The sequence below is a fragment of the Streptomyces durmitorensis genome (assembly GCF_023498005.1).
Taxonomy (GTDB): domain Bacteria; phylum Actinomycetota; class Actinomycetes; order Streptomycetales; family Streptomycetaceae; genus Streptomyces; species Streptomyces durmitorensis.
Map to the genome: position 1 here is coordinate 97,073 of NZ_CP097290.1, position 24,899 is coordinate 121,971.

23 protein-coding genes are annotated in these 24,899 nt (G+C 70.9%); 4 read left to right on the top strand and 19 right to left on the bottom strand.

Annotated features, from left to right (window positions below; translation table 11 throughout):
* Positions 1-11 precede the first annotated feature (11 nt).
* From M4V62_RS43295 to M4V62_RS43305, 3 genes are all read left to right on the top strand, one after another.
* A complete protein-coding gene (locus tag M4V62_RS43295; protein ID WP_249593268.1) occupies positions 12-1,394 on the top strand; it encodes an NAD(P)/FAD-dependent oxidoreductase in 1,383 nt (460 codons plus the stop codon).
* Positions 1,395-1,489: 95 nt separating this feature from the next.
* Complete coding sequence (locus M4V62_RS43300) at positions 1,490-1,687, top strand: ferredoxin (RefSeq protein ID WP_249593269.1); 198 nt, start codon at positions 1,490-1,492, stop codon at positions 1,685-1,687.
* Between the two features lie 116 nt (positions 1,688-1,803).
* Positions 1,804-3,024: a cytochrome P450 gene (locus M4V62_RS43305; protein WP_249593270.1), complete on the top strand. Its 1,221-nt coding sequence runs from the start codon at positions 1,804-1,806 to the stop codon at positions 3,022-3,024.
* A 59-nt stretch (positions 3,025-3,083) separates the two neighbouring features.
* Here M4V62_RS43305 and M4V62_RS43310 read toward each other — a convergent pair whose 3' ends face one another.
* The 14 genes from M4V62_RS43310 to M4V62_RS43375 all read right to left on the bottom strand — a co-directional run bounded on the left by M4V62_RS43310 (position 3,084) and on the right by M4V62_RS43375 (position 17,882).
* Entirely contained in the window at positions 3,084-3,272 is a 189-nt protein-coding gene (locus M4V62_RS43310) for a MerR family transcriptional regulator (protein ID WP_249593271.1), read from the bottom strand.
* Between the two features lie 50 nt (positions 3,273-3,322).
* On the bottom strand, positions 3,323-3,949 hold the full coding sequence (locus tag M4V62_RS43315) for an OvmZ protein (RefSeq protein ID WP_249593272.1): 627 nt from the start codon (positions 3,947-3,949) through the stop codon (positions 3,323-3,325).
* Between the two features lie 112 nt (positions 3,950-4,061).
* Positions 4,062-5,087, bottom strand: a complete 1,026-nt coding sequence (locus tag M4V62_RS43320; protein ID WP_249593273.1) for an HAD-IIIC family phosphatase — start codon at positions 5,085-5,087, stop codon at positions 4,062-4,064.
* Positions 5,084-6,268 (bottom strand): acyl-CoA dehydrogenase family protein, encoded by a 1,185-nt coding sequence (locus M4V62_RS43325; RefSeq protein ID WP_249593274.1) that lies wholly within the window; start codon positions 6,266-6,268, stop codon positions 5,084-5,086. The genes M4V62_RS43320 and M4V62_RS43325 overlap by 4 nt, the downstream gene beginning before the upstream one ends.
* Positions 6,269-6,290: 22 nt before the next feature.
* The gene (locus M4V62_RS43330) at positions 6,291-6,545 is read right to left on the bottom strand and encodes an acyl carrier protein (protein ID WP_344646370.1); all 255 of its coding nucleotides are present in this window, start codon (positions 6,543-6,545) and stop codon (positions 6,291-6,293) included.
* 55 nt (positions 6,546-6,600) lie between these two features.
* Positions 6,601-7,452, bottom strand: coding sequence for a 3-hydroxyacyl-CoA dehydrogenase family protein (locus M4V62_RS43335; protein WP_249593275.1), 852 nt, complete (start codon positions 7,450-7,452; stop codon positions 6,601-6,603).
* 16 nt (positions 7,453-7,468) lie between these two features.
* A complete protein-coding gene (locus tag M4V62_RS43340; protein ID WP_249593276.1) occupies positions 7,469-9,964 on the bottom strand; it encodes an FkbM family methyltransferase in 2,496 nt (831 codons plus the stop codon).
* A 44-nt stretch (positions 9,965-10,008) separates the two neighbouring features.
* Entirely contained in the window at positions 10,009-10,839 is an 831-nt protein-coding gene (locus M4V62_RS43345) for a thioesterase II family protein (RefSeq protein WP_249593277.1), read from the bottom strand.
* Positions 10,836-12,065: a methionine adenosyltransferase gene (metK, locus tag M4V62_RS43350; protein WP_249593278.1), complete on the bottom strand. Its 1,230-nt coding sequence runs from the start codon at positions 12,063-12,065 to the stop codon at positions 10,836-10,838. The genes M4V62_RS43345 and metK overlap by 4 nt, the downstream gene beginning before the upstream one ends.
* Positions 12,004-12,951, bottom strand: coding sequence for a 4'-phosphopantetheinyl transferase family protein (locus tag M4V62_RS43355; protein ID WP_249593279.1), 948 nt, complete (start codon positions 12,949-12,951; stop codon positions 12,004-12,006). The genes metK and M4V62_RS43355 overlap by 62 nt, the downstream gene beginning before the upstream one ends.
* On the bottom strand, positions 12,948-14,765 hold the full coding sequence (locus M4V62_RS43360) for an acyl-CoA dehydrogenase (RefSeq protein ID WP_249593280.1): 1,818 nt from the start codon (positions 14,763-14,765) through the stop codon (positions 12,948-12,950). Before M4V62_RS43360 ends, M4V62_RS43355 begins: the two co-directional genes overlap by 4 nt.
* A 162-nt stretch (positions 14,766-14,927) precedes the next feature.
* Positions 14,928-15,701 carry a thioesterase II family protein gene (locus M4V62_RS43365; protein ID WP_249593281.1) on the bottom strand — a complete coding sequence of 258 codons (774 nt, stop codon included), beginning with the start codon at positions 15,699-15,701 and terminating at the stop codon, positions 14,928-14,930.
* Positions 15,702-15,841: 140 nt separating this feature from the next.
* Complete coding sequence (locus M4V62_RS43370) at positions 15,842-17,089, bottom strand: cytochrome P450 family protein (protein WP_249593282.1); 1,248 nt, start codon at positions 17,087-17,089, stop codon at positions 15,842-15,844.
* A 91-nt stretch (positions 17,090-17,180) separates the two neighbouring features.
* Complete coding sequence (locus tag M4V62_RS43375) at positions 17,181-17,882, bottom strand: ScbR family autoregulator-binding transcription factor (protein ID WP_249593283.1); 702 nt, start codon at positions 17,880-17,882, stop codon at positions 17,181-17,183.
* A 335-nt stretch (positions 17,883-18,217) separates the two neighbouring features.
* On the opposite strand from M4V62_RS43375, the gene M4V62_RS43680 reads away from it, so the two are divergent.
* Entirely contained in the window at positions 18,218-20,110 is a 1,893-nt protein-coding gene (locus M4V62_RS43680) for an acyl-CoA dehydrogenase family protein (RefSeq protein WP_283779186.1), read from the top strand.
* A 73-nt stretch (positions 20,111-20,183) separates the two neighbouring features.
* On the opposite strand, the gene M4V62_RS43385 is transcribed toward M4V62_RS43680, so the two are convergent.
* From M4V62_RS43385 to tpg, 5 genes are all read right to left on the bottom strand, one after another.
* Positions 20,184-20,768 carry a dihydrofolate reductase family protein gene (locus M4V62_RS43385; RefSeq protein WP_249593284.1) on the bottom strand — a complete coding sequence of 195 codons (585 nt, stop codon included), beginning with the start codon at positions 20,766-20,768 and terminating at the stop codon, positions 20,184-20,186.
* Positions 20,769-20,804: 36 nt separating this feature from the next.
* Positions 20,805-21,209 carry a DUF6009 family protein gene (locus M4V62_RS43390; protein WP_249593285.1) on the bottom strand — a complete coding sequence of 135 codons (405 nt, stop codon included), beginning with the start codon at positions 21,207-21,209 and terminating at the stop codon, positions 20,805-20,807.
* Complete coding sequence (locus M4V62_RS43395) at positions 21,206-22,735, bottom strand: DNA primase family protein (RefSeq protein WP_425575191.1); 1,530 nt, start codon at positions 22,733-22,735, stop codon at positions 21,206-21,208. The genes M4V62_RS43390 and M4V62_RS43395 overlap by 4 nt, the downstream gene beginning before the upstream one ends.
* Positions 22,732-23,784, bottom strand: coding sequence for a bifunctional DNA primase/polymerase (locus tag M4V62_RS43400; RefSeq protein WP_425575192.1), 1,053 nt, complete (start codon positions 23,782-23,784; stop codon positions 22,732-22,734). Before M4V62_RS43400 ends, M4V62_RS43395 begins: the two co-directional genes overlap by 4 nt.
* A 554-nt stretch (positions 23,785-24,338) precedes the next feature.
* Positions 24,339-24,896: a telomere-protecting terminal protein Tpg gene (tpg, locus tag M4V62_RS43405; RefSeq protein WP_249593286.1), complete on the bottom strand. Its 558-nt coding sequence runs from the start codon at positions 24,894-24,896 to the stop codon at positions 24,339-24,341.
* Positions 24,897-24,899 lie beyond the last annotated feature (3 nt).

Here is a 24,899-nt window from a genome sequence, read left to right on the forward strand (position 1 = left end):
GGAAGACGACGATGAGTGCCCGGACCGTGGTGATGGGTGGAGGGATCTCAGGTCTGTCCGTGGCGCTGCTGCTGGCGCGGCGGGGCTTCGAGGTGACCGTGCTGGAGCGCGACCAGGCCCCGCCCGGGGATCTGGCCGCCATCGGCGACTGGCACCGCCCCGGTGCCCCGCAGACCCGCCAACTGCACACCTTCCTGGGGCTGTTCCGGCAGCACCTGCGCACGCACCTGCCCGATGTGTACGAGGACCTGCTGGCCAACGGCGCCGAGGAGGTCAGTATCGCCACACCCGACGGCACCACCCCGGCCGGTGCCGAGGACCTCGCGGTCCTCGCGTCGCGGCGCCCGACCGTGGAGTGGGCACTGGAACGCGCCCTGCGCCGGGAAGCGGGCGTCGAGATCCAGTACGGGACGTCGGTCCGCAGGGCCGAGGTGAAGGACGGCCGGATCACCGGCGTACGGGTGCGCGGTGGTGTCGTCGACGCGGACGTGCTCCTCGACGCGGCCGGCCGCCGCTCGCCGCTGCGTGACGACTTCACGGTCCTGGAGGGGGACGAGGACTGCGGGGTCGTGTACAACACGCGGTTCTACCGGCTGCTTGACGGGGTGCCGCGGCCGCCGCTCAAACGCGGTGTGACGACGATGGTCGCGGGCGACGGATTCGGCGGCGGGCTGTTCTACCACGACAACCGGACGTTCGCGATCGGCATCGGCCGCCTCCCCGACGACAACGACCTCAAGGCACTGCGTGAAGCGGAGGCCTTCGACCAGGTCACCGCGCTGTTCCCGGAGTTCGAGCCATGGCTGCGCCCCGACGTCAGCGAGGTTCTGACCGAGGTCGTGCCCATGGCCGGGCTGCGCAACACCCTGCGCGGCCTGGCGCCCGGAGCCCCCGTGGGCTACGGCGTCCTGGGCGACGCGCTGTGCACGACCGATCCTGCCTTCGGGCGCGGTGCCTCGGTGGCGCTGCATCAGGCCGTGCTGCTCGCCGAGGCGTTCGCCGCGGACCCGGGCGCTCTGCCCGGGCTCGTGCGGGACGTGACCGCCCGGGCCCAGGCCTGGGTGCGGCCCTGGTTCGACGACTCGGTCCAGGCCGACGTCGCCCGCACCCGGCTCTGGCAGGCCGTGGCCGACGGGCACCAGCTGCCGCAGGGCGCGGGGATGGCTGTGCCGCCGGTGAGCCTGTTCAGCCTCATGGACGCCGGGGAGCACGATCTGCACCTGTGGCAGGCGGCGCAGCGCGTGGCCGGTCTCCTGGCCCCGGTGGACAGCCTGGACACCCCGGAGAACCGGCGGCGTCTGCAGGAGGTGTGGGCGTCGGGCCGGCGTCCGCAGGCTCCCTCCGGGCCGAGCCGGGCCGACCTCGTCGAGGTGCTGTCCGCGTCCTCCCGCTGAACGCGTCGGCAAGGGCGAGGCGAAGGCAGGACCACACACGAACGCAGGACCACACACGAACGCGACACCACACACGAAGGAACGAAGGATCCTGGATGAAGATCATTGCCGATGCCGGTCGCTGCATCGGAGCCGGCCAGTGCGTCATGGCTGCCGACTCCGTCTTCGACCAGTCCCCGGCCACCGGCGAAGTCATGCTGCTGGCGGCGAGGGTTCCGGCCGACGAGGTGGACGCCGTCCTCGAGGCGGTGTCGACCTGCCCCACCGGCGCTCTGTCCACGGCGGAGGACTGAGCGCGTCGCGACGTCTCCTCGCACGGCTCCGAGGCCGGCCACCCCCACGTGCGCCGGCCCGCGGCGATCAGCCGCGGAGCCCACGATCGAACACCTCCCCCACGATCGGAGAACGTATGACGACCGAGACCACTCGGGAGTCCCACCCCGCCAGGGACACGGCGGACGAGCCGCGGCCCATCCCGCTGACCCGGTCCTGTCCCTTCGCACCTCCCGCCGAACTGACCGCCCTGCGTGAGCGCGAACCCCTCAGCCGCATCGCGAACCCGGACGGCACGACCGGCTGGCTCGTCACCGACCACGCGCTGGCGCGGAAGGTGCTCGGCGATCCCCGCTTCAGCGCCCGCCAGGAGCTGATGAGTTCACCGCTGACCGCCCGCAGGGCCGAACCGGCGATGCCGGGCGGCTTCCTGTTCATGGATCCGCCGCAGCACACCCGCTACCGCAAACTGCTCACCGGTCAGTTCACCGTGCGCCGCATGAGACGGCTCGAGGCACGGGTCGAGGAGGTCACCGAGCGGCAGCTGTCCCTTCTGCGTGCCCAGGGGAAAGGCGCGGATCTGGTCGAGCACTTCGCGCTGCCGGTCCCCTCGCTGATGATCTGTGAGCTGCTCGGAGTGCCGTACGAGGACCACGAGTTCTTCCAGTCGAGGGCCGTGGCGATCTTCCGGCTCGTGCAGGATCCCGAGGAGTCCGGGGCGGCGTACGCGGCGTTGCGCACGTATCTGCTCGACCTGGTGCGGCGGCGCCGCGGGGAGCCCGCCGACGACATCCTCAGCGACCTGGTGACGGGCAGCGACCTCACGGACGACGAGCTGATCGGCATGGCCCTGCTGCTGCTCCTGGCCGGCCACGAGACCACCGCGAACATGCTCGCCATGGCGACCTTCGCGCTGCTGAGCCACCCCGGCCAGCTGACGCTGCTGCGCGAGGACCCCTCGCTGATCGGGGGCGCGGTGGAGGAGTTGCTGCGCTACCTGAGCATCATGCACGTGGGTCTGCCGCGCGCCGCGCTGGAGGACGTCGAGCTGGCCGACCGTGTGATCGCGCAGGGCGACACCGTCACGGTGTCCGTGGCGGCGGCCAACCACGACCCGCGGAAGTTCGGCCCCGCGGACGGCCTGGACATCACCCGCTCGGCCACCGGGCACGTGGCCTTCGGGCACGGCATCCACCAGTGCCTGGGACAGCAGCTGGCCCGCATCGAGATGCGGATCGGCATCAACGGCCTGCTGCGCGAGTTCCCCGGGCTGCGACTGGACGTCCCGGTCTGCGAGGTGCCGGTCCGCAGCGACATGGGCGTCTTCGGCGTGCACCGGCTTCCGGTCACCTGGTGACCTGCCGATGAGCCCCCGCTCCACGGGCCTTGCGGCCGGTGGAGCGGGGATGCCGTGCCCTATCCGGCGTTCTTCGCGATCAGCGCGGTGAGTTCCTGGAGGGAGTACTCACGACGGCCGGGACGGCCGTAGCGGGTGAGTTTGCCGCGCGTGGCCCACTGCCGGATCGTGGCCTCGGAGACTCCCGCGGCCAGGGCGGCGAGCTGGGTGGGGACCGTGCGCGAGCCGGCCTTCTTGACGGCGGTCATGGTGCGCCTTCCGTGAGTTGGTGGTGTCGGGGCCGGTGGGCCGGCGGGGCTCACGCCCGGCCGCTCAGCAGCAGCCAGCGGTCCGGCGGCAGCACGTGACCGGCCCCGCAGCGCACCACGTGCGTCAGATCGGGGCCCGGCGACGTGCGGACGCTTTCCTCACAGTCGGTGAACGGGCAGGGGCCGAGCTCCTGCGGGACGGCAGGCCTGGGAGCGAGCGCGGAGCGCGCCACGTTGGTGACCCTGCGGACCTCGGCCGCGCACTCCCCCGCGGCCGGGTGGGCGGCCAGCCAGTCGAGATGGCGGGCCAGGAACGCCGCGAGCGTCCCCACCTCGCGTCGGGGCAGACCGGTCACCCCCCGCTCCGCGACGATGGCGCCCGCCCACGAGGCGAGCACGGCGACCATGTCGCTGCGGGCCTGCAGCGGCGCTTCGTTGAGCCGGATGCCCTGCCGGGCACGGCCCGAGCTGACCCGCTCGGTGATTCCACTCCGGGCGGGCGAGAGCACTTCCTCGCAGCCTTCGTACAGGCCCGGAAGACGGACGAGGTCCTCCTTCAGCCGGGCACGGCACACCAGGCACAGCCGCTGGCCCGAGGCGGCCGTCCGCGGCTGGGGCTTCCCGGACTGCCGGTCGTGACGGCAATGGACTGCTTCGCACAGTGACTGAATGGCCATCCGTTCTCTGCTTCCCTCCCCCGTTCCTGCCGGAGACCGGCAGGGGCTAACAGACTCGGCCAGTATCGCGAAGCGTCCTAAAACCCGGCTCGAACCCGTATCCAGCCCCAGGTCAGCTCTCCACCAGGACCTCCATGTACGGCGGGAACTCGGGAACACGCGCGAGGTCGTGCTCGAGCACGGAGATCTCGCCGTTCGTGGTGGTCTCCCGGAACCCGGCGAACTTGTAGGTGACGTACATGCTGCGGTTGCGGTTCGTCGGCACGAACTCCGCGCGCAGCCGTACCCCGGCCGCGGCCGCCTCGCGGATGAGATGGGCGAGCAGCACCGATCCGACGCCCCGGGACATCACCCGGCAGGACATCAGGAGGAGCTTGACGGTCCAGGCGTCCTCGCCGCGCTCGACGAGCGCAAGGCCGATCTTCCCGTACGTTCCGTACCTGTCCTCCAGGCCGGCGACCAGCAGATGGTGGTCGGGCGACTGGCGGAACGCGTCCAGTTCCTCGTACGAGTAGGTGTAGCCGGTCGCGTTGAGCTGGTTGGTGCGGACGGTCAGTTCCTCGGCGCGCTGCAGGTCGCGTTCCTGGGCCGGGGTGATGGTGAAGCGCATGTTCAGGGAGCCGAGGAAGTCCTCGGCCGTGCCCTCGTGGACGGCCTCGGCCTGGTTGCGCTCGGCGTCGGCCCGGTACAGGTGACGGCGCTCCCGGGAGTCCGTGGTGACGAACCGCGGGTGCATCTCGGGCAGGTCCGGGATGCGCTCGGCGTCGAGGGCGTCGATGCACAGCACCTGCGGGTGCGTGAAGTGGACCTCGTCGCGCTCGAAGGGCTGGTCGTCGACGAAGGCCAGCGTGTCGATGCCGATGTTGATCGCCTCGGCGACCGCCTTCACGGAGTCCGACTTGTTGCCCCAGTTGATCTGCGGGTACAGGAAGTACTCGGCGATGCCCAGTTCCTCCAGCTTGGCCGCGGCCGCGTCGTGGTCGTTGCGGCTCGCGACGGAGTGGAGGATGCCCCGCTCGTCGAGGGTCTTGAGGACGTCCACGACACCGGGCCGCAGCTGCACGTCCCCGTCCTCGAGGAGGATCCCGTCCCAGACGGTGTTGTCGAGGTCCCACACCACACATTTGACCGTTGTCATCGTCCCTCACTCCTGGGGGTTGCTGCGGCCTGCCTCCGGCGGACGAGTGAACGCTCCTGGAACGCGTACTCGGCAAGGCCGATCTGATGGATCTGGGAGCTTCCCTCGATGATCTCCATGACCCTGGAGTCGCCGAGATAGCGCTGCACCGGATAGGCGGAGCTGCAGCCGTTGGCGCCGTGGATCTGCACGGCGTCGGCCGCGGCCCGGGTCGCGGCGGTCGAGGCGAAGTACTTCGCCATGGACGTCTGGGCCAGCGCGCCGGGATCGCCCTCGTCGCGCAGCCGGCCGGCCTCCAGGCACAGCAGCCGCGCCGCACGGGCGTCGGTGTACATGCCGCTGATCATCTGCCGTACGAGCTGGTGGTCCTTGATGGGTGTGCCGAAGGTCTCCCGGCTGCCCGCGTAGTCGACGCTGGCCTCCAGACAGGCGTCGACGATGCCCGTGCAGCCCCAGCCGACGGTGTAGCGGCCCAGGTCGAGCGCCGTACCGACGACGTGGGACAGGCCGAGGCCGGGCCGGGCGAGCACCTGGCCGGCCGGGATGCGGCAGCCCTCGAAGTGGACGTCCGCCGTCATGGAGGCGCGGATGCCGATCAGGTCCTCGATCAGCTCCGTGCGCACCCCGGCGGTGGCGCGCTCCACCAGCACCGCCGTGGGCCCTTCGGGGGAGCGCCCCAGGACGAGGAAGACGTCGGCACTCTCGCCGTACGTCGTCCACGTCTTGTGGCCGTCGAGCAGCCAGGAGTCCCCGTCCGGCGTGAGCCGGGTGACGACCCCCGCCGCGTCGCTGCCTGCGCCCGGCTCGGACACGGCGAGCGCGCCGATGCTCTCGCCGCGGGCGAGCCGGGGCAGCCAGGTCTCCTTGAGTTCGCGGCTTCCCCACCGGGCGACGGCGTGCGCCACCATGGTGTGGACGGTGAGCAGGCTGCGCAGCGACGAGCAGGCACGCCCCAGTTCACCGGCGAGCAGTCCGAGCGTCACCGCGTCACATCCGCCCCCGCCGTACTGGGGCGCGACCGGCAGACCGAGCAGGCCCTCGGCCGCCAGCAGTTCGACGATCTGTGGCGGAGTGCGCTGAGCGCGATGGTAGGCGTCGGCATGCGGAACGATGTGGCGGTCGGCGAAGGCCCGGAACTCCTTCTGGGCCTGGGCCTGCGCCGCCGTGAGCGTGCTGGTCATCGGTGTGGCGTCCCCTCGTGGGTCAGGACGCCACAGCGGCGGATTGCTTACGGGTGACGAACGCGTCGAGAGCTCCGACGGAACGGAAGTTGTCCAGTTCCAGGTCGTCGTTGTCGATGGTGAGGCCGAACTCGTGCTCCACGAAGGAGACGAGCTGGATGGCGAACATCGAGCTGACGAAGCCGAGCTGGAAGATGTCGTCGTCGTCCTTGAGGTCCTGCACGGGGAAGAAGCGGGACAGGTACTCCCCGATCTTCGCCTTGTTGTCCATGCTCATGTCGTGATTCCGTCCTGTTCGTGTGCGGCCTGGCGGTGGGTGCGCCCGGGCCGGGTCAGCGGTAGTTGAAGAAGCCTTCGCCGCTCTTGCGGCCCAGCAGGCGGGCGGCGACCATCTTCTTCAGGAGCGGGGCCGGCCGGTACTTGCTGTCGTTGAAGCTCTCGTAGAGCACCTCGACCGACTTCAAGATGGTGTCGAGACCGATCAGGTCCGCCGTCTCCAGCGGCCCCATCTTGTGGTCGAAGCAGGTCTTGAAGATGCGGTCGACGTCGGTGGGCGAGGCCACCCCGTCCTGCACCAGGAAGACGGCCTCGTTGATGGTGAGCATCAGGACCCGGTTGGAGACGAAGCCCGGCACGTCCTCGACGACGATGCACTCCTTGCCCATCTCGGCGAGGAACCTGCGGGCGGTGTCGATGGTCTCCGGGGTGGTGTGGTGGCCGCGGATGACCTCCACCATCGGCTTCATCGGCACCGGGTTCATGAAGTGCATGCCGACGATGTTCTGCGGGCGGTCGGTGACCGAGCCGACGCGGGTGATGGAGATGGCCGACGTGTTGACGGCGATCCGCACCTCGGGGCGGCAGATGCGGTCCAGCTGCTCGTAGACCTTCTCCTTGATGCTCCAGTCCTCGGTGACGTTCTCGACGACGAAGTCGGCCTTGGCCAGCAGCTCGTAGTCGGTGGTGAACTCGATCTTCTCGATCACCGCCGCCGGGTCTACGGCGGCGGCGCGGTTGAAGAGGGCGAAGGCGCGCAGGCTGGTGCGCAGTTCGCGCTTGGCGTTGTCGAGCACCTCCTCGGAGACATCGACCAGGATCACCTGGTGCCCGGTCTGCGCGAGGTTCTGTGCCACACCGACGCCCATGACGCCGGCGCCGACGACTCCTACCGTGGTGAATTCCATGACTCGTCCGGCTCCGTTACCGTGCGCCGCGTACGGCGAAGATGTTGTAGATGTCCGTGCCGACGTACAGCTCGTCCTGCTCGGCCTTGACGGTGAAGCCCCGGTCCTCGAGCAGCTTCGCGAGGCGTTCGACCTCGCCGTCGGCGTCGTGCGCCTCGAGGACCATCTGCCGGATCTTCGGCCAGTCCTCGTCGGCGATTCCGTCGATGACCTGTCGTTCGCTCTTCTGTACGTCGATCTTGATGAGGTCGATCTGCTCGATGCCCTGCTCGCGGATGACGGCGCTCAGCGGACGCAGCCGGGCCGTGTACTGGATGGCCTCGAAGCGGACGTCCATCAGCTCCTCGGCGTACGCGGTCAGCCGGCGGGCCTCCGCGTCCGTGTTCTGCTGATTGGCGATGATCGTGCGCAGGTTGTGCTTCTCCTCCTCCTCGTCCGGGTGGAACGAGGACATCCCGGAACTGCGGGGGTAGAAGGTGAAGCTCGCCTGGGCCTCGGCGTCGGAGATGCCGATGTTGAACAGCTTCGCGTCCACACCGTGCTCGGCGACGTTCCTGCTCAGGAGCTCGAACAGCGGCGGGGCCGGCTCGAAGGTGAAGACCCGCACGTTCTGCGCCTCGTAGTGCGCGAACAGCGTGAACAGGCCGATGTTGCCGCCGACGTCGACGACGGTGTCGCCGCTGCGCAGCGAGATGCCGTTCTTGGCGTAGACACGGTGGTCGAAGATGTCCTCGTAGAAGTGCCGGGTCTCGGCCTCGTTCTGGTGGTGGACCGTCAGGCCGTTGGGCAGCCGGAAGCGGGCCTGGCTGCTGCCGGTGTGCGAGGAACCGGCCTTCTCCCCCGCCGTCTGCGGGTCGCCGCCGCCACGCAGTGCGTCGATGGCCGCGGCCATGCGCGCGAGGGTGGCGAACTCATAGACCTGACGCAGCGTCAGTTCGACGGCGAAGGCCCGGCTGATGCGCAGCATCAGACGCGTGGCGAGCAGCGAGTTGCCGCCCAGCTCGAAGAAGCTGACGTCGCGGGCGAAGTCCTCGTTCTTCAGGATCCTGGCCCACACGGCCCGCAGCGCGGTCTCCGTCTCGGTGAGCTCCGCTGCGCCGTCCGCATCCGTTGCGTCCGTATTCCTGGTGTCCGTGTCCGGCACGGGAACCTCCTCGGTGGCGGCCAGATCACTGCAGGGCAGGCCGTGCCAGGCCGCGTCGGCGTCCGCGAGCCACAGGCGGCCCAGAGCCTTGAGAGCGACCGTGGTGTCGGCGTGCGGCTCCAGCGAGTGGCGCATGGAAGCGACGATGGTGCCCGTGTCGCCGCCGCGGACCACGGTCGCCAGGCTGCTCAGCGTCTGGCCGGGGCCGGACTCCAGCAGCAGGCGCTCCTGGCCCAGGTGGCTCAGGCCGTCGGCGAAGCGGACCGGGCTGAGCAGGTGGCGGGCCCAGTACGCCGGGTCGGTGGCCTGCTCGTCGGTGATGGGCCGGCCGGTGACGTTCGAGATGTAGGGAATGCGGGGCACGTTGAGCGTCAGACCGCGGGCGATCTCGGTGACCCGGTCGGCGATCGGCTCCATCATCGAGGAGTGGAACGCGTGCGTGGTCGTCACCTTGCGGGTGATCACGCCGCGTCCCGCGAGCGTGCGCTCCAGCTCGAGGATGTCGGCCACCGGGCCGCCCACCACGCAGAACTCGGGGCCGTTGACGGCGGACAGCGAGATGTTCCCGCCCGTCAGCGGACGCACCTGCTCCTCCGGCAGCATCACGGCGAGCATCGTGCCCTCGGGCAGCTCGTCGATGAGTGCGGCCCGGCGGGCCACCAGGACCAGCGCGTCCTCCAGCGACAGAACGCCGGCGAGCGTGGCCGCGACGTACTCGCCGAGGCTGTAGCCGATCATCGCGGCCGGCCTGACGCCCCACGACTCCCACAGGGCCGCCAGGGAGTACTCGATCACGAAGAGCGCGGGCTGGGCCATGCGTGTGGCGTTGAGGCGCCGCTCCTCGGGGCTCTGCTCACGCGTGCCGACGCCCAGCATGCGGCGCAGGTCCATGGCCAGGGCGTTGCCCGGCGAGACCGGCTCGGGACGTCCGGCGGCGGAGAAGATCACCTCGCGGATGTCCAGGCCGAGCTCCGCGGTGAGCGCCTCGGCGCAGCGGTCCACGGAGGTCTTGAACACGGGGAAGTCGCGGTACAGGTCGCGCCCCATGTCGAGGTAGTGGTCGCCGAGGCCGGGGAACATGAAGGCGACCGGGGCGCCACTGCCCGCGGTCTGCGCCGACCCCAGTTCCACCGCGCCGTCGGGGCCCGTGAGAACGGCCGCGCGGTGTCCGCCCGTCCGTCCGCCGACGCGCAGCACGCCGACCTGTTCGGCGTCGGCGCCGCCGGCCCTGGTGCGCAGCGCGGCGAGGCCGGCGTCCAACAATGCACCGTCGGCGGCTTCGGCAAGTGCCAGCTGCCACCGGTGCTGCGCGGCGGCCGGTGTGGCCGCCGCGCGTTCTTCTTCGGCTGTGATCGTGTAGGGGCTCATGCCTCTCCTTGGAGATGACGGCCGGCCGGAAGGTGTGAGCGCGCTCACTGCCGCCCCGTTCCCTCCGAGGTGTCCGCTGTCATGCCGACCTTGGCGGCACCGACTTGAGCGAGACCGGAGCAGTAGTCGGGCGCGCGGTTCACCGTGGTCCGGCAGGCGCGGCCGAGCAGAGCGGGAAGCTCCGGGCCGCCCGCGAAGTAGTGGTCACCGGGCACGGTGTGCACCGTGAGGGGGCCGGTGGTCCACTCCCGCCAGCCCGCCATGTCACCCGGACGCCCCAGGGGATCGCGGTCCCCGCAGACCGCAAGCAGCGGCACGTCGGGCGGCCCGCCCGAGGCCGGCCCCCGGGCGGCGACGCGCAGCCGGTGCCCCAGCGCCAGATCGTCGCGCAGCACCGGCAGCACGGTGCGGTACCAGAACCCGCCGGGTGCCGCCCTGTCCGGTACGGCGCCCATCTCGGCCAGCAGGCCGACGAGTTCGGCCGCCGGCGCCGCCCAGGAGTCGGACAGCGGTGAGATCACCGTGGGCGGGGGGCAGGCCCCGACGGCGAGCAGTGCGGGCCCGGGCAGGCCGACGTCGTGCAGCGCGCGCGTCACCGTGTAGGCGACCATCGCGCCCAGGCTGTGCCCGTACAGCGCGAACGGCTGTGAAGGCGGTGCCGCGGCGAAGTGGCCCATCAGGTCGGCCAGGAGGGCCTCGCGCGTGGTGATGGTCGGCTCGCCGGCGCGGCTGCCCCGGCCGGGCAGCGGCAGCGGTACGACCTCGACGCCCGGACCGGTCCGGCCCGCCCAGCCCTCGAACGAGGAGGTGCCCGCGCCGGCGTGGGCGAAGCAGTACAGGCGCACCGGCCGGATGCCGCCCTGCCCGTCGGTCACGTGCCCAGGCCCGCGGCCGCCGCGAGCGACTCGGCCCGGTCGGTGCGCTCCCAGGTGAAGTCGGGCAGCTCGCGGCCGAAGTGGCCGTACGCGGCGGTCTGCGCGTAGATCGGGCGGAGCAGGTCGAGGTCGCGGATGATCGCGGCCGGGCGGAGGTCGAAGACTTCGGTGACCGCCTGCTGCAGGCGGTCCAGGGGGACCCGTTCGGTGCCGAAGGTCTCGATGAACAGACCCACCGGCTCGGCCTTGCCGATCGCGTACGCGACCTGGACCTCGCAGCGTGCGGCGAGGCGTGCGGCGACGACGTTCTTGGCGACCCAGCGCATCGCGTACGCCGCGCTGCGGTCGACCTTGGAGGGGTCCTTGCCGGAGAAGGCGCCGCCGCCGTGGCGGGCCATGCCGCCGTAGGTGTCGATGATGATCTTGCGGCCGGTCAGGCCTGCGTCACCCATCGGGCCGCCGATCTCGAAGCGGCCCGTCGGGTTGACCAGGAGGCGGTAGTTCCCGACGTCCAGCTTGATGCCCTCGTCCAGGAGCGCCTGCAGCTCCGGCTCGACGACGAACTCCTTGATGTCCGGCACCAGGAGCGAGTCCAGGTCGATGTCGGCGGCGTGCTGCGAGGAGACGACGACGGTGTCCAGACGGACCGCCTTGTCACCGTCGTACTCGATGGTGACCTGCGTCTTGCCGTCCGGGCGCAGGTAGGGAATCGTGCCGTTCTTGCGCACGTCGGACAGTCGCTTCGACAGGCGGTGCGCCAGGAAGAGCGGCAGCGGCATCAGCGTCGGCGTCTCGTCCGTCGCGTAGCCGAACATCAGGCCCTGGTCGCCCGCGCCCTGCTTGTCGAGCTCGTCACCTGCTTCTCCGCGGGAGGCACCCTCGACACGCTTCTCGTACGCCGTGTCGACGCCCTGGGCGATGTCCGGGGACTGCGCGCCGATCGACACCGACACACCGCAGGAGGCGCCGTCGAAGCCCTTCTTGGAGGAGTCGTAGCCGATCTCGAGGATCTTCTCGCGGACCAGCTGCGCGATCGGCGCGTACGCGGTGCTGGACACTTCGCCGGCCACGTGCACCAGGCCGGTCGTGATCAGGGTCTCGACGGCGACGCGGGAGGAGGGGTCCTCGCGCAGGAGCGCGTCGAGAATGGTGTCGCTGATCTGGTCAGCGATCTTGTCGGGGTGCCCCTCGGTCACGGACTCCGAGGTGAACAGACGACGGGACATGGCTCTCCAGAGGTTCGGAAAAGGCGTGTTGACGGGAAAGACGGTCGGCGAGCGTGCTCAGGACGGTCTCGTCGAGCGGTGCGGTGAGGGCCTGGCCCGGCACGGTGACCACGCCGGTGTCCTGGCAGGCCACGCTGACCAGGTAGCGGCCGCCCAGGACGCGGTAGGTGGCGAAGGTCCATGTGTCGCTCTCCACCGGCCGGCCGTCGGGCGCGCACAGCAGCGCGCACCGGCCGTTGCCGGCGCTGTCGCGGCACGTCTCGCACGCGGTGAAGCCGAACTCGGTGAAGCCGAGGGGCAGTCCCTGGCCCAGCGCCTTGGAGTACGCCTCCTTCAGCGTCCACAGGCGCAGGCGCGCCGGGTGCTGCTGCGAGGGGGGCAGCAGGCCGAGCTCGGCCTGCTCGGCGGCGGTGCACACATGGCCGAGGAACCCCTCGGCGGGGGGCTGCGTGTGCGCCGGTTCGGCGTCGACGCCGATCCTGCCGGTGCGGCTGATGCCCACGGCGATCAGATCCTCGGAGTGGGTCAGGCTCATGTCGAGTTGCCCGAATCCGCGCAGGTACGGGCGGCCGCTGGGCGTATAGGCGAGATCGAGCTCGGCGGGTTCGGTACCCAGAGCGGCGGCCGCCGTGTACTTGACGGCGAGCCGGGAGGCGGCGAACCGGTAGCGGACGACCGGGTCGGGGGTTCGCCGGTAGCGCTGCCAGTCCGGGCCGAGCATCTCGCGCAGGCCGCCCCCGGCCAGCGCGGCGTTGAGCCACTCCCCCCAGGTGGTGAGGACCGTGGCGTTGCCGGTCAGCCGTATGCTCTCGCGCACTTCGTGCCAGGGACCGCGGCTGCCGCTGGCCTTGAAGGGCGGTGCGATGTGCACCGCGTGCGCCGTCACGGTGCCAGCTCCGTGGCGTCCAGGTCGTAGCTGAGGTGCTCGTGGCAGCGGCGTACGAGTTCGTGGTGCACCAGTTCCTCCACCCCCTGCGGCAGGGGCGGAACGGGTGCGCCGAGGCGCCGGGCGATCCGGGACAGGGCGAGCACCGGCCAGGCGGGTGCGGCGAGGAAGGGGTCGGCGCCGTCCTGGCTCTCCCACACGCCGAGGACCGCGGCGGCGGCCAGCACGAGGGCGTAGCGGTCGACGAGCGCGCACACGGCGGCCACGGGCAGCGGCCCCGCCCCCGGGCCGGGCAGCGCACGGCACCTGGCGCGCAGCGCGTGCAGTTCGGTGACCAGGCTCTGGGCGAGTTCCGCGAGGGCGGCCGTGTGGCCACCGACGCCGCGGAACTCGGCGAACCGCGCCGCCGATCCGGACAGGGAGGCGGCCAGGAAATCCCCGCGGCCCGCTGCGGCGAGGGAAGCGAAGTCGAGGGCGGGCAGGTCGGCACCGCCCCGGAACAGCGTCGGCTCCGGTTCCGGCTCGGTGAACCAGGAGTGCTCGGCCAGGGGCCGCAGATGGGGGGCGATCACCGCCTGGCCGTCGGCCGCGCCGGTGCGTGCGGGGCCACAGGCGGCGAGCGGCAGGGCCTGCATCAGCCTGCCGAGGGCTCCGTGGTGGGCGCTTGCCCGGTCGTGGCGACGTGCGCCGAGCACGCAGGCGAGCGCTTCGAGGTCCTCCCGCAGCAGCGCGGGGACCAGGTAGTGCACGGCGGCGGCCGGCACCTGGGCCTGGGCGGGCAGCAGACTCAGCGCACGCAGGGCGACACCGGAGAAGCTGTCGCAGGCCAGGATGTCGGCGAAGACCCCGGCCAGGCGGCGGTGCGGGCGGCCGGGCGGCACCGTGATGGCGGCCGCGCGCACGGCGGAGCGCAGTGCGGTGTCCGCGGCGGCGACCAGCAGCGCGGGCACCAGGGCGTGGCCGACCTGCTGCGTCCGCAGGGCCAGCGGCACCCCCTCGCCCACGGGTCCCAGGAACGCGTCGTGAGGTACGGCGTGATCGTGCAGTTCGAGCTCGGTCCGGGGCAGGCGGAGCCGTCCGGGGGAGGTGGCCCTGCCCGTCTCCCGGACCGCGCGTGGGGCAAGACGTTCGCCGTCCAGGAGCACGGCGGTGTGGCTGTGCGGGGAGTGGGCCGGGCCGGTGCGGGCCTGCACGACGTACAGGCGGGCACCGGTCGCGTCCGGGGCGGCTTCGGCCCGGCCCTCCAGCAGCAGGCCGCCGTCCGGGGCGGGGCGTGCGGTGATGCCGTACGGCGTGCTGCCGTGCGGCCCGGCGCTGTCGGTCCGGCCGTGCCCGTGCGGCACCAGCCCGACCCGGCCGCCGCCCAGCAGCAGCGCGGCGGTGTCCGCGCGCCGGTCGGGGCTGCCTGCGGCCCACACCGGTCCGGCGGCCAGCACCGGGGCGGTGCCTCGTGCGGTTCCCAGGGCCACATCGCGGCGGAAGAGGGGCCTGAGCACCCTGGCGAGCAGGTCGGCCCTGGTCAACCGCCCGCCGTCCGCGACGGGTACGCATTCGGCGCTCAGCCCGAACCGCTCAAGGAGCAGGTGTGTCTGCTCGGGCGGCCGTCCCCGGGTGTCGGCGTCGAACAAGGCGGTCAGCCCGTGCGGGTTGTCGGGGGCGTAGGGATCGCCGAGGAGCATTTCGAGCCGCGCGGCACGCCGGTCGGCGTCGGCGGCGGACGGGGCGACCGGGCCCGACGGACCTGACGGACCTGACGGACGGGCAAGATCACCGGCGACGGCCAAGTCCCTTGTGGTGGCGGCTGCTACGGCCATGGTGACGCGGATCAGCCCCCCTTCGGCTCCTGCGGGCCTGCGGCGACGAGCCGCGCGCCGGTCTGCCGCGAGCGCGCATCGGCCCGTGACGACTGTGCCGACGGTGACTCGACGACCGCTCGAACGCCGGTCGGCCTGGACTCGACGGACTCTGCGCGCAGTTCAGGAGCAGGGGCGCAGCACCCGGTCCTGAAGGTGGCCGGTGACCGTGTCCAGGACGGCCTCCCGGCGGTCGGCGAGGTAGAAGTGCCCTCCGGGGTGGACCTCGGCGGTGAACGGTCCCGTGGTGTGGTGTGCCCAGGAGCGCACCTGGTCGACGTCGACCCGCGGGTCGTCGGCGCCGGCGAACGCCGTGAGCGGGCAGGCGAGCGGAGGCTGCGCGCGGTACTCGTACTGCTCGATGGCGCGGTAGTCGTTGCGCAGCGCGGGCAGGAGCATGTTCCGGATGTCGGGGTCGTCGAGCAGCTCGGATCCGGCGCCGCCCATGGACTGCACCCGGGCGACGAACTCGGCGTCGGGGGCCCGGTGCCACATCTCGCCGCGCCGCTCCACGGAGGGGGCACGGCTGGCGGAGGCGAACAGTTCGACGGGGCCGCGGCCCGCGTCCTCCATCCGGCGTGCCACCTCGAAACCGACGATGGCGCCCATGCTGTGCCCGAACAACGCGTAGGGCCGGTCGGTGTACGGCATCAGGGCGTCGGCGATCTTGTCGGCGAGGGTGGCGATGTCCGCCACCAGCGGGTCGCCGTGCCGCTCGTGGCGGCCCGGGTACTGCACGGACAGGACCTCGACGCGGGGTGCGAGAGCCTGGGCCACCGGGACGTAGAAGCTGGCTGCCCCGCCGGCGTGCGGCAGGCAGACCAGACGGACGGAGGCGTCCGGGGACGGGCGATAGACGGTGAGGTACGGGCTGCGTGTACCGGGACGTGCCGTCATGTCTTTCTCCCCCACTTACTGGTTCGGGTCAGCCCGTATCCAGTCACGCGGCGGTCTCGTGGCGCCGGAGCGTCCGTGGAGGGCGGCTCGAACGGCCGTCGGCCGCGCTGCGCCGCCCTCGTCCCGACCGGACGGCTGGTCTACTTCTCCGGGTGCTCCGCAGGCCGGCCAAGGAGCACGGGCAGGGAGCCGTATCCGTTGACGATGAAGGACGGCACGGGATCGATCTCGTCGGCCGGGACGGCGAGCTCCATCTGCGGGAACCGCTCGAAGAGCCCGGCCAGAGCGCTGGTGGCCTCCAGCCTGGCCAGCGAGGCGCCCATGCAGAAGTGAACGCCGTGCCCGAAGCCGATGTGGTCGCGGCGCCCGGGCCGCGCCAGGTCGAAGCGGGTGGCGTCCGGTCCGTGCTGTCCGGGATCGATGCCCGCCGCGGCGAAGGAGACGATGATCGGGTCCCCCTTGCGGATCAGCACTCCGTCCAGGTCGATGTCGTCCACCGCGAACCGCATGGGCGAGTAGGCAGCGGGGTTGCGGCTGCGCAGCGTCTCGCCGATGACGTCGCCCCAGTCGGCGCGCCCGGACCGCACATGGTCCAGCTGCTCGGGGTCGGCGAGCAGCGCGCCCACGGCGTTGGCGATCAGCGTGCAGGTCGTCTCCTGACCGGCCGCGATCATCAGGTAGAGGGTGCCGAGCAGTTCCTCCTCGCTCAGCGCCCCGTCCTCGTCCCGGGCCGCGATCAGGGCTGACGTCAGGTCGTCGCCGCGCTCGTCCTGCTTCTGCCGGACCAGGACGCCCAGCATCCCGAAGACCTTCAGCTGCGCGGCGGCCATCTCCTCCGCTGCCGCCGACGTGCTGAACACCATCTCAAGGGCCGTGCACAGCGGCTGCCTGAGGTCCTGCGCGACACCGAAGAGCTCACAGATGACGCGCAGGGGCAGCAGCTTGGCGTACTGGGCGCGCAGGTCGGTCCGTTGGCCGGCCGGCAGCAGCGCCAGATCGTCGAGGAGCTCGGCCGCGATCGCCTCCACGCGGGGCCGCAGGGCCTCGGCGCGCCGCACCGTGAACGCGCTGGCGATCAGGCGGCGCAGCCGGGTGTGCTTCTCTCCGTAGGCGAAGAGCATGTTCTCGTTGGCCACCCAGGGATACAGCGGCCATGCGTCGGATATCTGCCCCTCGATGAACGCCGGCCAGTGCTGCCGGGCGTCCTTGGACACCCGCGGATCCGTGAGCAGTTGCTTGACGTACCGCTGCCGGGTGACCGCCCAGGCCCGCACCCCCCCGGGCAGCTCGACCTCGACGGCGGGGCCGGTGCGCTGCAGCATCGCGGCCTCGCCGGTCAAGTCACGCCCGAGAACGTCGAGCGCGTATGGGCAGGTAGTCGCTTCCATTCGTGTTTCCCCCTCGTAACTGACTGTTTCGTGCCCGTCGGGCACCGGTCGAACAGCAGGAACGCGTCGTACCCCAGGCCCCCCGGGCGCATCACCGCATGGCGCCCTGGGCGACCTCCGGTTCCGCGCCGGCCTGACGGAGTTTCATGGCCTCCTGGTAGACCCGCGGGCCCCGGTCCGACCCGAAGTCCAGGTGGGAGAGCACCCCGGGCGCCGCGGCGGCCGCCATCAGGTTCCGGTAGAGGTCGATGACCCTCTCCGGCATGTCCTGACGGTCGGTCATGATGTTGGACAGCACCTGAATTCCGGTGAAAGCTCCGACCGCGAGCTTCGCGAGGCCCAGCGTGTCGACGTGCGGCAACAGCTCGCCGTTCGTCTTCGCCTCGTCCAGCAGGGCATGGGTGTGCTCGACCCACGCCTGCATCGGAAGCCGCGCATCGAGCCCTCCCTGGGCCGCCCCCTGGTCGATGGTCAGCCGCACGCTGCCGCGGACGATGGGGTCGCCGCTCTCCCGCCTGAGCAGATAGGCAAGCAGCAGAGCCTCGTCCAGCGACTCCTGCAGCTTGAGCTCCTGCTTCGGCACCGGTGGGAGCGCATCGACCTGCACGGCCAGCACCCCGTGGGCCAGTTCCTCCTTGGAACCGAAGTGGAAGTACAGAGCACCCCTCGTCAGCCCCGACCGCTTGAGGATCTCGGCGATCGTCGCCGCCTCGTATCCGACCTCGTCGAATACTTCGGCCGCGGCTTCGAGGATCGCCCTGCGTGTCCGGATCGCCCGTTCCTGCAGTGCCACCGTTCTACCTCCTGTCAGAAAATACCAGTCGGTATTGTTCTGCCTGCAGGTTAACCCCACCACTCTCGCCCCCGTAGACGGGAAAAGCCTGGTGACCCGCGAAGAGTCCAGCTTCTGCACGGGCGGTGGCGCAAGCGACCCTCACTTTAAAACCGATCAATCGGTTTTTCAAGACTTCCCCAAATGTGATGGGAACGGGAAGATGGGCCGCACCGATGGACTGATCGGTACGGGAGCCGGGGGGTTCTCCCCCGCTTCTGCCCATGGCATGACATGTCTTTACGGGGGATTTCATGACCAATGCACTCCTTCCTACCCATCTTCCCTCCGGGACCGTGGTGTTCCCACTCGCTGAGGACACCTCCCGGAGCGAGCGGAGTTCCCGGCCGCAACTGCAGCATCCGCAGCAGCCGCCCCACGTCCTCAGCGGGGAACTCACCCGGCTCCTCTTCGACGGGGAGAGCCGGACGGCCGTGCACGCCACCTGGCGCGGCCTGCTCACCGACGAAGGGTTTCACCACCGGCCGGGCCTGACGCCCGAGCAGCGCATCGCGCTCTCGTACGAGCGTCTCCGCCAGGTCAACGAAGCGATCGACTCGCCCGAGCAACTGGCCCGCGACCCCGAGCGGCTCGCCGCGCTGCACGAGTGGACCGGCGTCGTCGACGGGGGCCTGTGCACGCTGGCGAGCATCCACTACAACCTGTTCCTCGGCAGTCTGCTCGACCACGACAGCGCAGGCCGGGATCTGTCCGACTTCAGCTCCATGCGCCGCACGGGCACGTTCCTGTGCACCGAACTCGACCACGGCAACGACGCTCCGGCCCTGCAGACCACGGCCGAACTCGACCCTGAGACAGGTGAGTTCGTCCTGAACACGCCTGTCGCCGGAGCCCAGAAGTTCATGCCGAACACCAGCCTCACCGGCGGCCCCAAGACCGCCGTCGTGGCCGCGCGGCTGCTGATCGACGGCGAGGACCAGGGCGTCTACCTCTTCCTCACCCCGCTGAGCGACGACAAGGGCCACCTGCCGGGCATACGCGTGCGACGGCTGCCCGACCGGACCGGCACCCCGGTCGACCACTGCCTCACGGAGTTCGACCAGGTCCGCCTCCCCCGCGAGGCCCTGCTCCAGGCCGACCACGGCCGCCTCGACGCGGACGGCACGTTCACCAGCACCCTGGGCAACCCGCGCAAGCGGTTCCTGCAGTCCATCGACCGTGTCACCACCGGCAAGCTCTGCATGAGCGCCGGGACCCTCGGCATGGCGCGCGCCTCCGTGGTCATCGCGGTCCGCCACGCCCACTCACGCCAGATCAGCGGACACCGAAAGGGCCTGCGCGTGCCGCTGATGGCGCACCGCAGCCACCACGGCCGTCTGCTGCACTCCCTGGCACTGGCCTACGCCATGACCTTCCTGCACCGGTCCGTGCTGACCCGCTGGGTCGAGCACGACCCCAAGGACCGCGAGGACGCCGCGCGCCTGGTGGCCGTCGCCAAGGGCTGGATCACCTGGCAGGCCCGCGCCATCACCACCGAGTCCCGCGAACGGTGCGGCGCCCAGGGCTTCTTCCCCGTCAACGGCATGTCCGACCTGCCGCTGAACGTGGAAGGGGGCATCACGGCCGAGGGCGACAACCTGGTGATCTGGCTGAAGGCGGCCTCCGAGATGCTCTTCGAACGCCAGAGTGAGGACCGGCCCGCAGCCGACGGCGAGCTGAGCGAGAGGTCGCTGACCGACCTGTCGTTCCTGCGCGAGCTGCTGGCGAAGGTCGTGGCCGGCTGGCAGAGCCGGGCACGCAACGCCCTGCGTCAGGGGCCCAAGGGCGACCCGCTCGCCCGCTGGAACGAGGCGTCGGCACCCGCGCTGGAGATGGTCTCGGCGTACGCCTGCCTGCAGGCGACCGACGCCTTCACAGCCGCCGCGGCCCGGGCACAGGACCCCGAAGCCCGCCGGACACTCGAGGAGTTGTGCCGCCTGTTCCTGCTCCAGCAGCTCAGCACGCACAGCGGACTCCTGCTGGCCGACAACCACATGACGGCCGAGCACGTCCGCTCGCTGTGGTCCACGGTCAACGATCTCGTCGCCCGGCTGGCCCCGCACACCATGGCACTTGCCGATGGGTTCGACCTGCCCGCGGAGTTCCTTGCCACTGTTCCGATCGCCGACGGGGGGCGGATCGGCCACGAGCACTGCGAACAGCCCGACGCAGGAGCAGACCTGGGGTGAGAAAGCCGTCCACGCGGTCCGTGGCCGGGCACACCGCCCGTCCACGGACCGCCCGGTCAGCTGCGGCCGTTGCTCAGGGCTGGGCCTTGGCGTACGTCATGACCGTGACGCCGCTGTCGAAGACCTGGCCCGAGACGACGTCGTAACGCTGAGGTGAGTAGCCGGAGTCGAACAGCGGGATGCCCGAACCGATCACGATCGGGTTGATCTTGACGATGATCTCGTCGATCTCGTCCCGCAGCGACGCGGCGGCCTTCCCGCCGCCGCACAGCCAGATGCCGAGCCCGTCGTCCTCTTTCTTCAGCGTCCGGACGGAATCAAGCGGATCCCCCGACAGCACCTCGACCCCGGCGCCCGGGGCGCTGTCCATGCTGTCGGAGACGACGTACTGCCGCAGGTGCTGGAAAGGGCTGGTGAAGCCGTCACGCACACCGTGCTCGTAGGTGCCCCGGCCCATCACCACGGTGTCGAACCGCTGGTTGCCTCTCTCGGCGAGGCCGGGAACCTGCTGCCGCATCGCGGTCGGAATGGTCTCCGGCAGCTGGTCGAGCATCCACGCTCCGTGATCCTGCCCCTCGAGGAACATGCTGTAGTCCGAGTCGGGAGAGGCGATGAAGCCGTCCAGGGTCGCGGCGACGAAGTAGGTGAGCTTGCGCATAGTAACCAACCGTATCGCACGCGTAACATCCGCCTTTCACAACGGCAGCGTGACACCGGTGCCCCGCCGGGTCCCCGCCGCAGCCGGGCCGTCTTCGGAGCGCCGGGTCTTGCGGCCCTTCACCCGTGCGGCGAGCGTGCCGGGGTCGATCGCCTCGGCGGGAGCTCCCTTGGCGTACAGGCCCTCGGGCACGGAGTCGCGGTCGTGGGGCAGGAGCCAGAAGACGCGGCGCCGGAACGTACCCGAGGACCGGGAGGGTTTGGCCGTCGGGCCGAGCAGGGCGTAGCCGACCAAGCGGCCGTCGCGGTGGTAAGCGGGCTTCCCGCGGCGGGTCGGCAGCCGGTCCAGGCTCTGCCGTACGTAGTCGAGACGGTCGACGTCCTCCAGCCAGACGATGTCCGTCTCGTGGCTGATCTCGTCCTCGGTGATCAGGGAGCTCATGCGGCGGCGTCCCTCTCCTCGTCGGTGAGCAGTCCGATGCCCGGGTAGTGCTTGCGCTGGTTGGACAGGATCATTTCCTTGGGCGAGGCAAGGCCCACCAGTTCGCGCGTCCGGGCGGCGAACGCGCGTGAGGACGCCACGGGCGCGCCCTCGCTCTGGCACCACGTGCGGTACACGGCGTAGAGAGCCGTCTGCTCGGCGCGCAGATCGGGCTTGAGGACACAGCACTCGTCGTAGAAACGGCCGGTGTGATCCTCGGTCTCGGCGTAGGCCGTGGTGGCGATGCGGACGCGCTCGGGCCCGGCCAGGTCCCGGTCTCCGGCGAGGTAGCGCCGGGCCCCCTCGACGAGCCATCCGAGGATGCCGGGGCCCTCCTCGGTGACCAGGATGTCGGCGAGATTCTCGATCTTGCGGTCGTCGGGGACGACGCGTTCGAAGGGCAGCAGTCGCATACGGCGCCAGAAGGCGAAGCCCCCGGTGCCGACTTCGGGCCGGTGGTTGCCGAGCAGCCAGAGCTTGTGGGTGGGCTGGAAGCTGAAGAAGTCCTGCCGCATGCGGCGGGCCTTGATCCGGTCGCCGCCGGTGAGGAGTTTGACGCGGGCCTCGTCGAACCTGTCCCCCGGCTTGACCTCGCTGCACACGATGACGCGGCGGCCGTGGAGTTCGGCGAGGTCGGTGGGGTGGCCTTCGTAGGGGCGCGCCATGAGGAAACCGGGCGGGGCGGCGTCGGCGTAGTCGCCCAGCAGCTTCATCAGCACGTCAAGGAGGACGGACTTGCCGTTGCGGCCGGAGCCGAACAGGAAGGGCAGGACCTGTCCCCCGACGTCGCCGGTGACGGAGTACCCCAGCAGCAGCTGGAGGTAGTCGATCATCTCGCGGCCTTCGGCGTCGTCGCCGAAGGTGTCCGTCAAGAAGCGGTCCCAGCGCGGAACGGGCACGTGCTGGGGGCCCACGGCGGTGGAACGGGAATGGAAGTCCTTGTTCGGGTCCGGGCTCTTGATCCGGCCGGTGCACAGGTCCACCACACCGTCAGGAGTGCACAGGGCGTACGGGTCGGCGTCCAGGAGCGCGGCGTTGAGCACCATGCCGGGGGCCGATCTGGCCTGCGAGAGCATGGCGTTGATGCCGGTGGTCGACAACGCCCGGCGGCGGTGCTGCTGCAGGGCACGGTCGTTGAAGACGCCGCGGGGGTCATGGGCGGCGATGTGCTCGGCCAGGTCACCGGCCGCCCACAGCACGGTGTCGTCCTCGTCGATCTGCCACCGGGTCGTGTCCCACCGGTACCAGCCGATGCCCGGCACATGCCGGTAGTCGTTGGCGTACAGCTTGACGAACAGCTTGGCGTTGCCACGGTCGGAGAGGGTGTCGGGCAGCAGCCCGTCGGCGACCGCCCCACCGGCATCGTGCCCCGCCACGGCCCGCGCCGGGCCGGGCACTTGGCCCTGGCCGGGGATCTGGCCGCGGATCTGGGCAGCGACGGCTTCAGGATCGAACGCGAAGAGGGCCTCGTCGTCGTACGTCTTCACGGGCACCTTCTCCGGGCGTGCAGGGGCCGTTCGAGGCCGGCGGCCATGCCGCTGCGGATGATCTGCTCGGTCCGGCGCTCCTGGCCCGGACGGGCTGCGAACGCGACGTCCCGCAGGGCCGGTTCGGCCTCGTCCCGGGAGACACGACCTGCGGCGACGAGCCCGCCGATGGTGTACGCGGCGCGGTTGAGGGCGTCGGAGAACCCGGCGCCCTCGGGGACGTGGCCACACCTCGCGACCGGAGCCAGGACAGTGCTGAGGCTCTGGTGCGTGCCGTGCGACGCACGACCGGCCGCGAGAACGGCCTGTCGGGCACGTGGCGGCACCCATCGCGGCGCGGGCACGGCCGGCAGATGGCTGGTGCGTTCCAGCTCCCCGGCCAGCCAGGCGGGCAGTGGCGCGGGCTCACGCACGGGCCCGACGGGCGTGTAAGCCCCCGCAGCGGTGGCAGTGCCCGGCGCGACGATGTATCCGCCGTGCGCACGTACGTCGACCTGCCAGGCGAGGGAACGGCCGCCGCCCGAGCCGGTGGAACACTGCCAGCGCTGACTTCGGTGCGCCCGGTACCAGACGTGCAGTCCCCCGGAGGGAGTGCGCACCCGCAGAGTGGTGTCGTCGTCCGCCGGGCTGGCCGCCCCACTCAGAGCGGCCAGCAGACCCAGCGTGTGGAAGCCGTTGGCCAGCCCGGTCAGGTCGACCTGCTCGGGGATGGGGATGCCGGGCAGGAGCTGGTCCCTGGGTGGCAGCGGCCGCGCGTGCGCGTCGATGTCGATGACGACCAGTCCGGCATGTCCGCAGGCCACCCCCACCCCCACCCCCATGCCGGGGCGCCTCCCCCACCACTGGTCGACCCGTGCGCGATCGAGGGTGGCGGCATGGAAGCCGTGGCACCAGCGGCCACCCGTCAGGCAGGGACACCTCCGGCGGGAGTGGCCCGGCACGCGGCACGCCTCGCAGTTCGCCACCGGTGTCTTTCGGCCCCGCGCCAGAGGGTGCACCGGCCACCCCTGCTCGACGCACCAGCGGGCTGTGCGCAGTCCAGCAGCCATACCCACCCCCATCAGCGACCGAAGCGACCGAAGCGACCCAACGACGGACACAGGCTAGCCACTTCTTGTGACACATGAGGCGGCCGCGAACCTCCGGCCCCCTCTGCGGCACGGCACGCCCCCAGCGACTGTCACACCGTCGGTAGCTGGCCCGAGAGTTAAACAAAAGCGCAGGTCACAGCCTCACGGAGACCTAAGTAGCGACTGAAGCGACTGAAGACTCCTATATATGACGCATACACACACGCACGAAGGTCTTCATATACCCCTCCCCTGAGTCGCTTCAGTCGCTCACTCCCCGAAGAACCCCCTGTGACCTGCGGTTTCTTCAAAGAGAAGAGCGACTGAACAAGAGCCCAGTAGCTCTTGTTCAGTCGCTGCCCCGCCGATCCCCCGTCAGGCACTTACCAGCCACCCCGGGAACAGCGACTGAAGAGACTCAAGCGACTCACGAGCGACTCTCGACCCGCAGGCTGTCCCGCATCCAGTCGGTGACGATAGGGGCGGACGGCGGACGGCGGACGGCGGAAGGACGGCGAGGCCCGGCAGGGCCTCTACAGATCGAACTCCAGGCGCTCGACATCCGTGAAGCGGACCTCCTCCAGGGAGCCGGCGCGGCGGCCGCCGTCCTGGAAGTAGGTCTCCTTGAGACCTTCGGCGGCGATCTGCCGCAACTGGTCGTCGCCGGCGCCCTGTTCCTGGGCGGCAAAGAGGCGGGCGGCAAACCGAGGGGGCAGCGCGACGGTCAGGTCCCGCATCCGGTCCTCATCCGTCGACCCGATCGGCGCGACGTACCCGAGCCGGGCCCGGGTGTCGATGACGATGCCGTCCGTCGTCGCCGCCTTCTCGCGGGCCTTGGCCCTGATCTGCGGCTGCCACCGCTTCTTGACCTCGCCCTGCAGCCGGGCCGCGAGGTCCGCGCGGGGCTTCTTGATCTGGTCCTTCACGTACCGCTCCACGGTGCGCTGGGAGATCCGCAGCATCTGGGCGACCGCCTTGGTGCCCTTGAGCTGCTTGACCAGGTACCGCATCTGCGCGCCCGCAGACTTCGGGATCGGGCGGGTGAATGCCTTCTGTACCGCTTGGTCCAGGCCGTCGCCGAACATGCTCATGCC

Coding starts and splice junctions, on each gene's coding strand:
- M4V62_RS43295 (WP_249593268.1), top strand. CDS start 12: ATGAGTGCCCGGACCGTGGTGATGGGTGGAGGGATCTCAGGTCTGTCC.
- M4V62_RS43300 (WP_249593269.1), top strand. CDS start 1,490: ATGAAGATCATTGCCGATGCCGGTCGCTGCATCGGAGCCGGCCAGTGC.
- M4V62_RS43305 (WP_249593270.1), top strand. CDS start 1,804: ATGACGACCGAGACCACTCGGGAGTCCCACCCCGCCAGGGACACGGCG.
- M4V62_RS43310 (WP_249593271.1), bottom strand. CDS start 3,272: ATGACCGCCGTCAAGAAGGCCGGCTCGCGCACGGTCCCCACCCAGCTC.
- M4V62_RS43315 (WP_249593272.1), bottom strand. CDS start 3,949: ATGGCCATTCAGTCACTGTGCGAAGCAGTCCATTGCCGTCACGACCGG.
- M4V62_RS43320 (WP_249593273.1), bottom strand. CDS start 5,087: ATGACAACGGTCAAATGTGTGGTGTGGGACCTCGACAACACCGTCTGG.
- M4V62_RS43325 (WP_249593274.1), bottom strand. CDS start 6,268: ATGACCAGCACGCTCACGGCGGCGCAGGCCCAGGCCCAGAAGGAGTTC.
- M4V62_RS43330 (WP_344646370.1), bottom strand. CDS start 6,545: ATGAGCATGGACAACAAGGCGAAGATCGGGGAGTACCTGTCCCGCTTC.
- M4V62_RS43335 (WP_249593275.1), bottom strand. CDS start 7,452: ATGGAATTCACCACGGTAGGAGTCGTCGGCGCCGGCGTCATGGGCGTC.
- M4V62_RS43340 (WP_249593276.1), bottom strand. CDS start 9,964: ATGAGCCCCTACACGATCACAGCCGAAGAAGAACGCGCGGCGGCCACA.
- metK (WP_249593278.1), bottom strand. CDS start 12,065: ATGTCCCGTCGTCTGTTCACCTCGGAGTCCGTGACCGAGGGGCACCCC.
- M4V62_RS43360 (WP_249593280.1), bottom strand. CDS start 14,765: ATGGCCGTAGCAGCCGCCACCACAAGGGACTTGGCCGTCGCCGGTGAT.
- M4V62_RS43365 (WP_249593281.1), bottom strand. CDS start 15,701: ATGACGGCACGTCCCGGTACACGCAGCCCGTACCTCACCGTCTATCGC.
- M4V62_RS43370 (WP_249593282.1), bottom strand. CDS start 17,089: ATGGAAGCGACTACCTGCCCATACGCGCTCGACGTTCTCGGGCGTGAC.
- M4V62_RS43385 (WP_249593284.1), bottom strand. CDS start 20,768: ATGCGCAAGCTCACCTACTTCGTCGCCGCGACCCTGGACGGCTTCATC.
- M4V62_RS43390 (WP_249593285.1), bottom strand. CDS start 21,209: ATGAGCTCCCTGATCACCGAGGACGAGATCAGCCACGAGACGGACATC.
- M4V62_RS43400 (WP_425575192.1), bottom strand. CDS start 23,784: ATGGCTGCTGGACTGCGCACAGCCCGCTGGTGCGTCGAGCAGGGGTGG.
- tpg (WP_249593286.1), bottom strand. CDS start 24,896: ATGAGCATGTTCGGCGACGGCCTGGACCAAGCGGTACAGAAGGCATTC.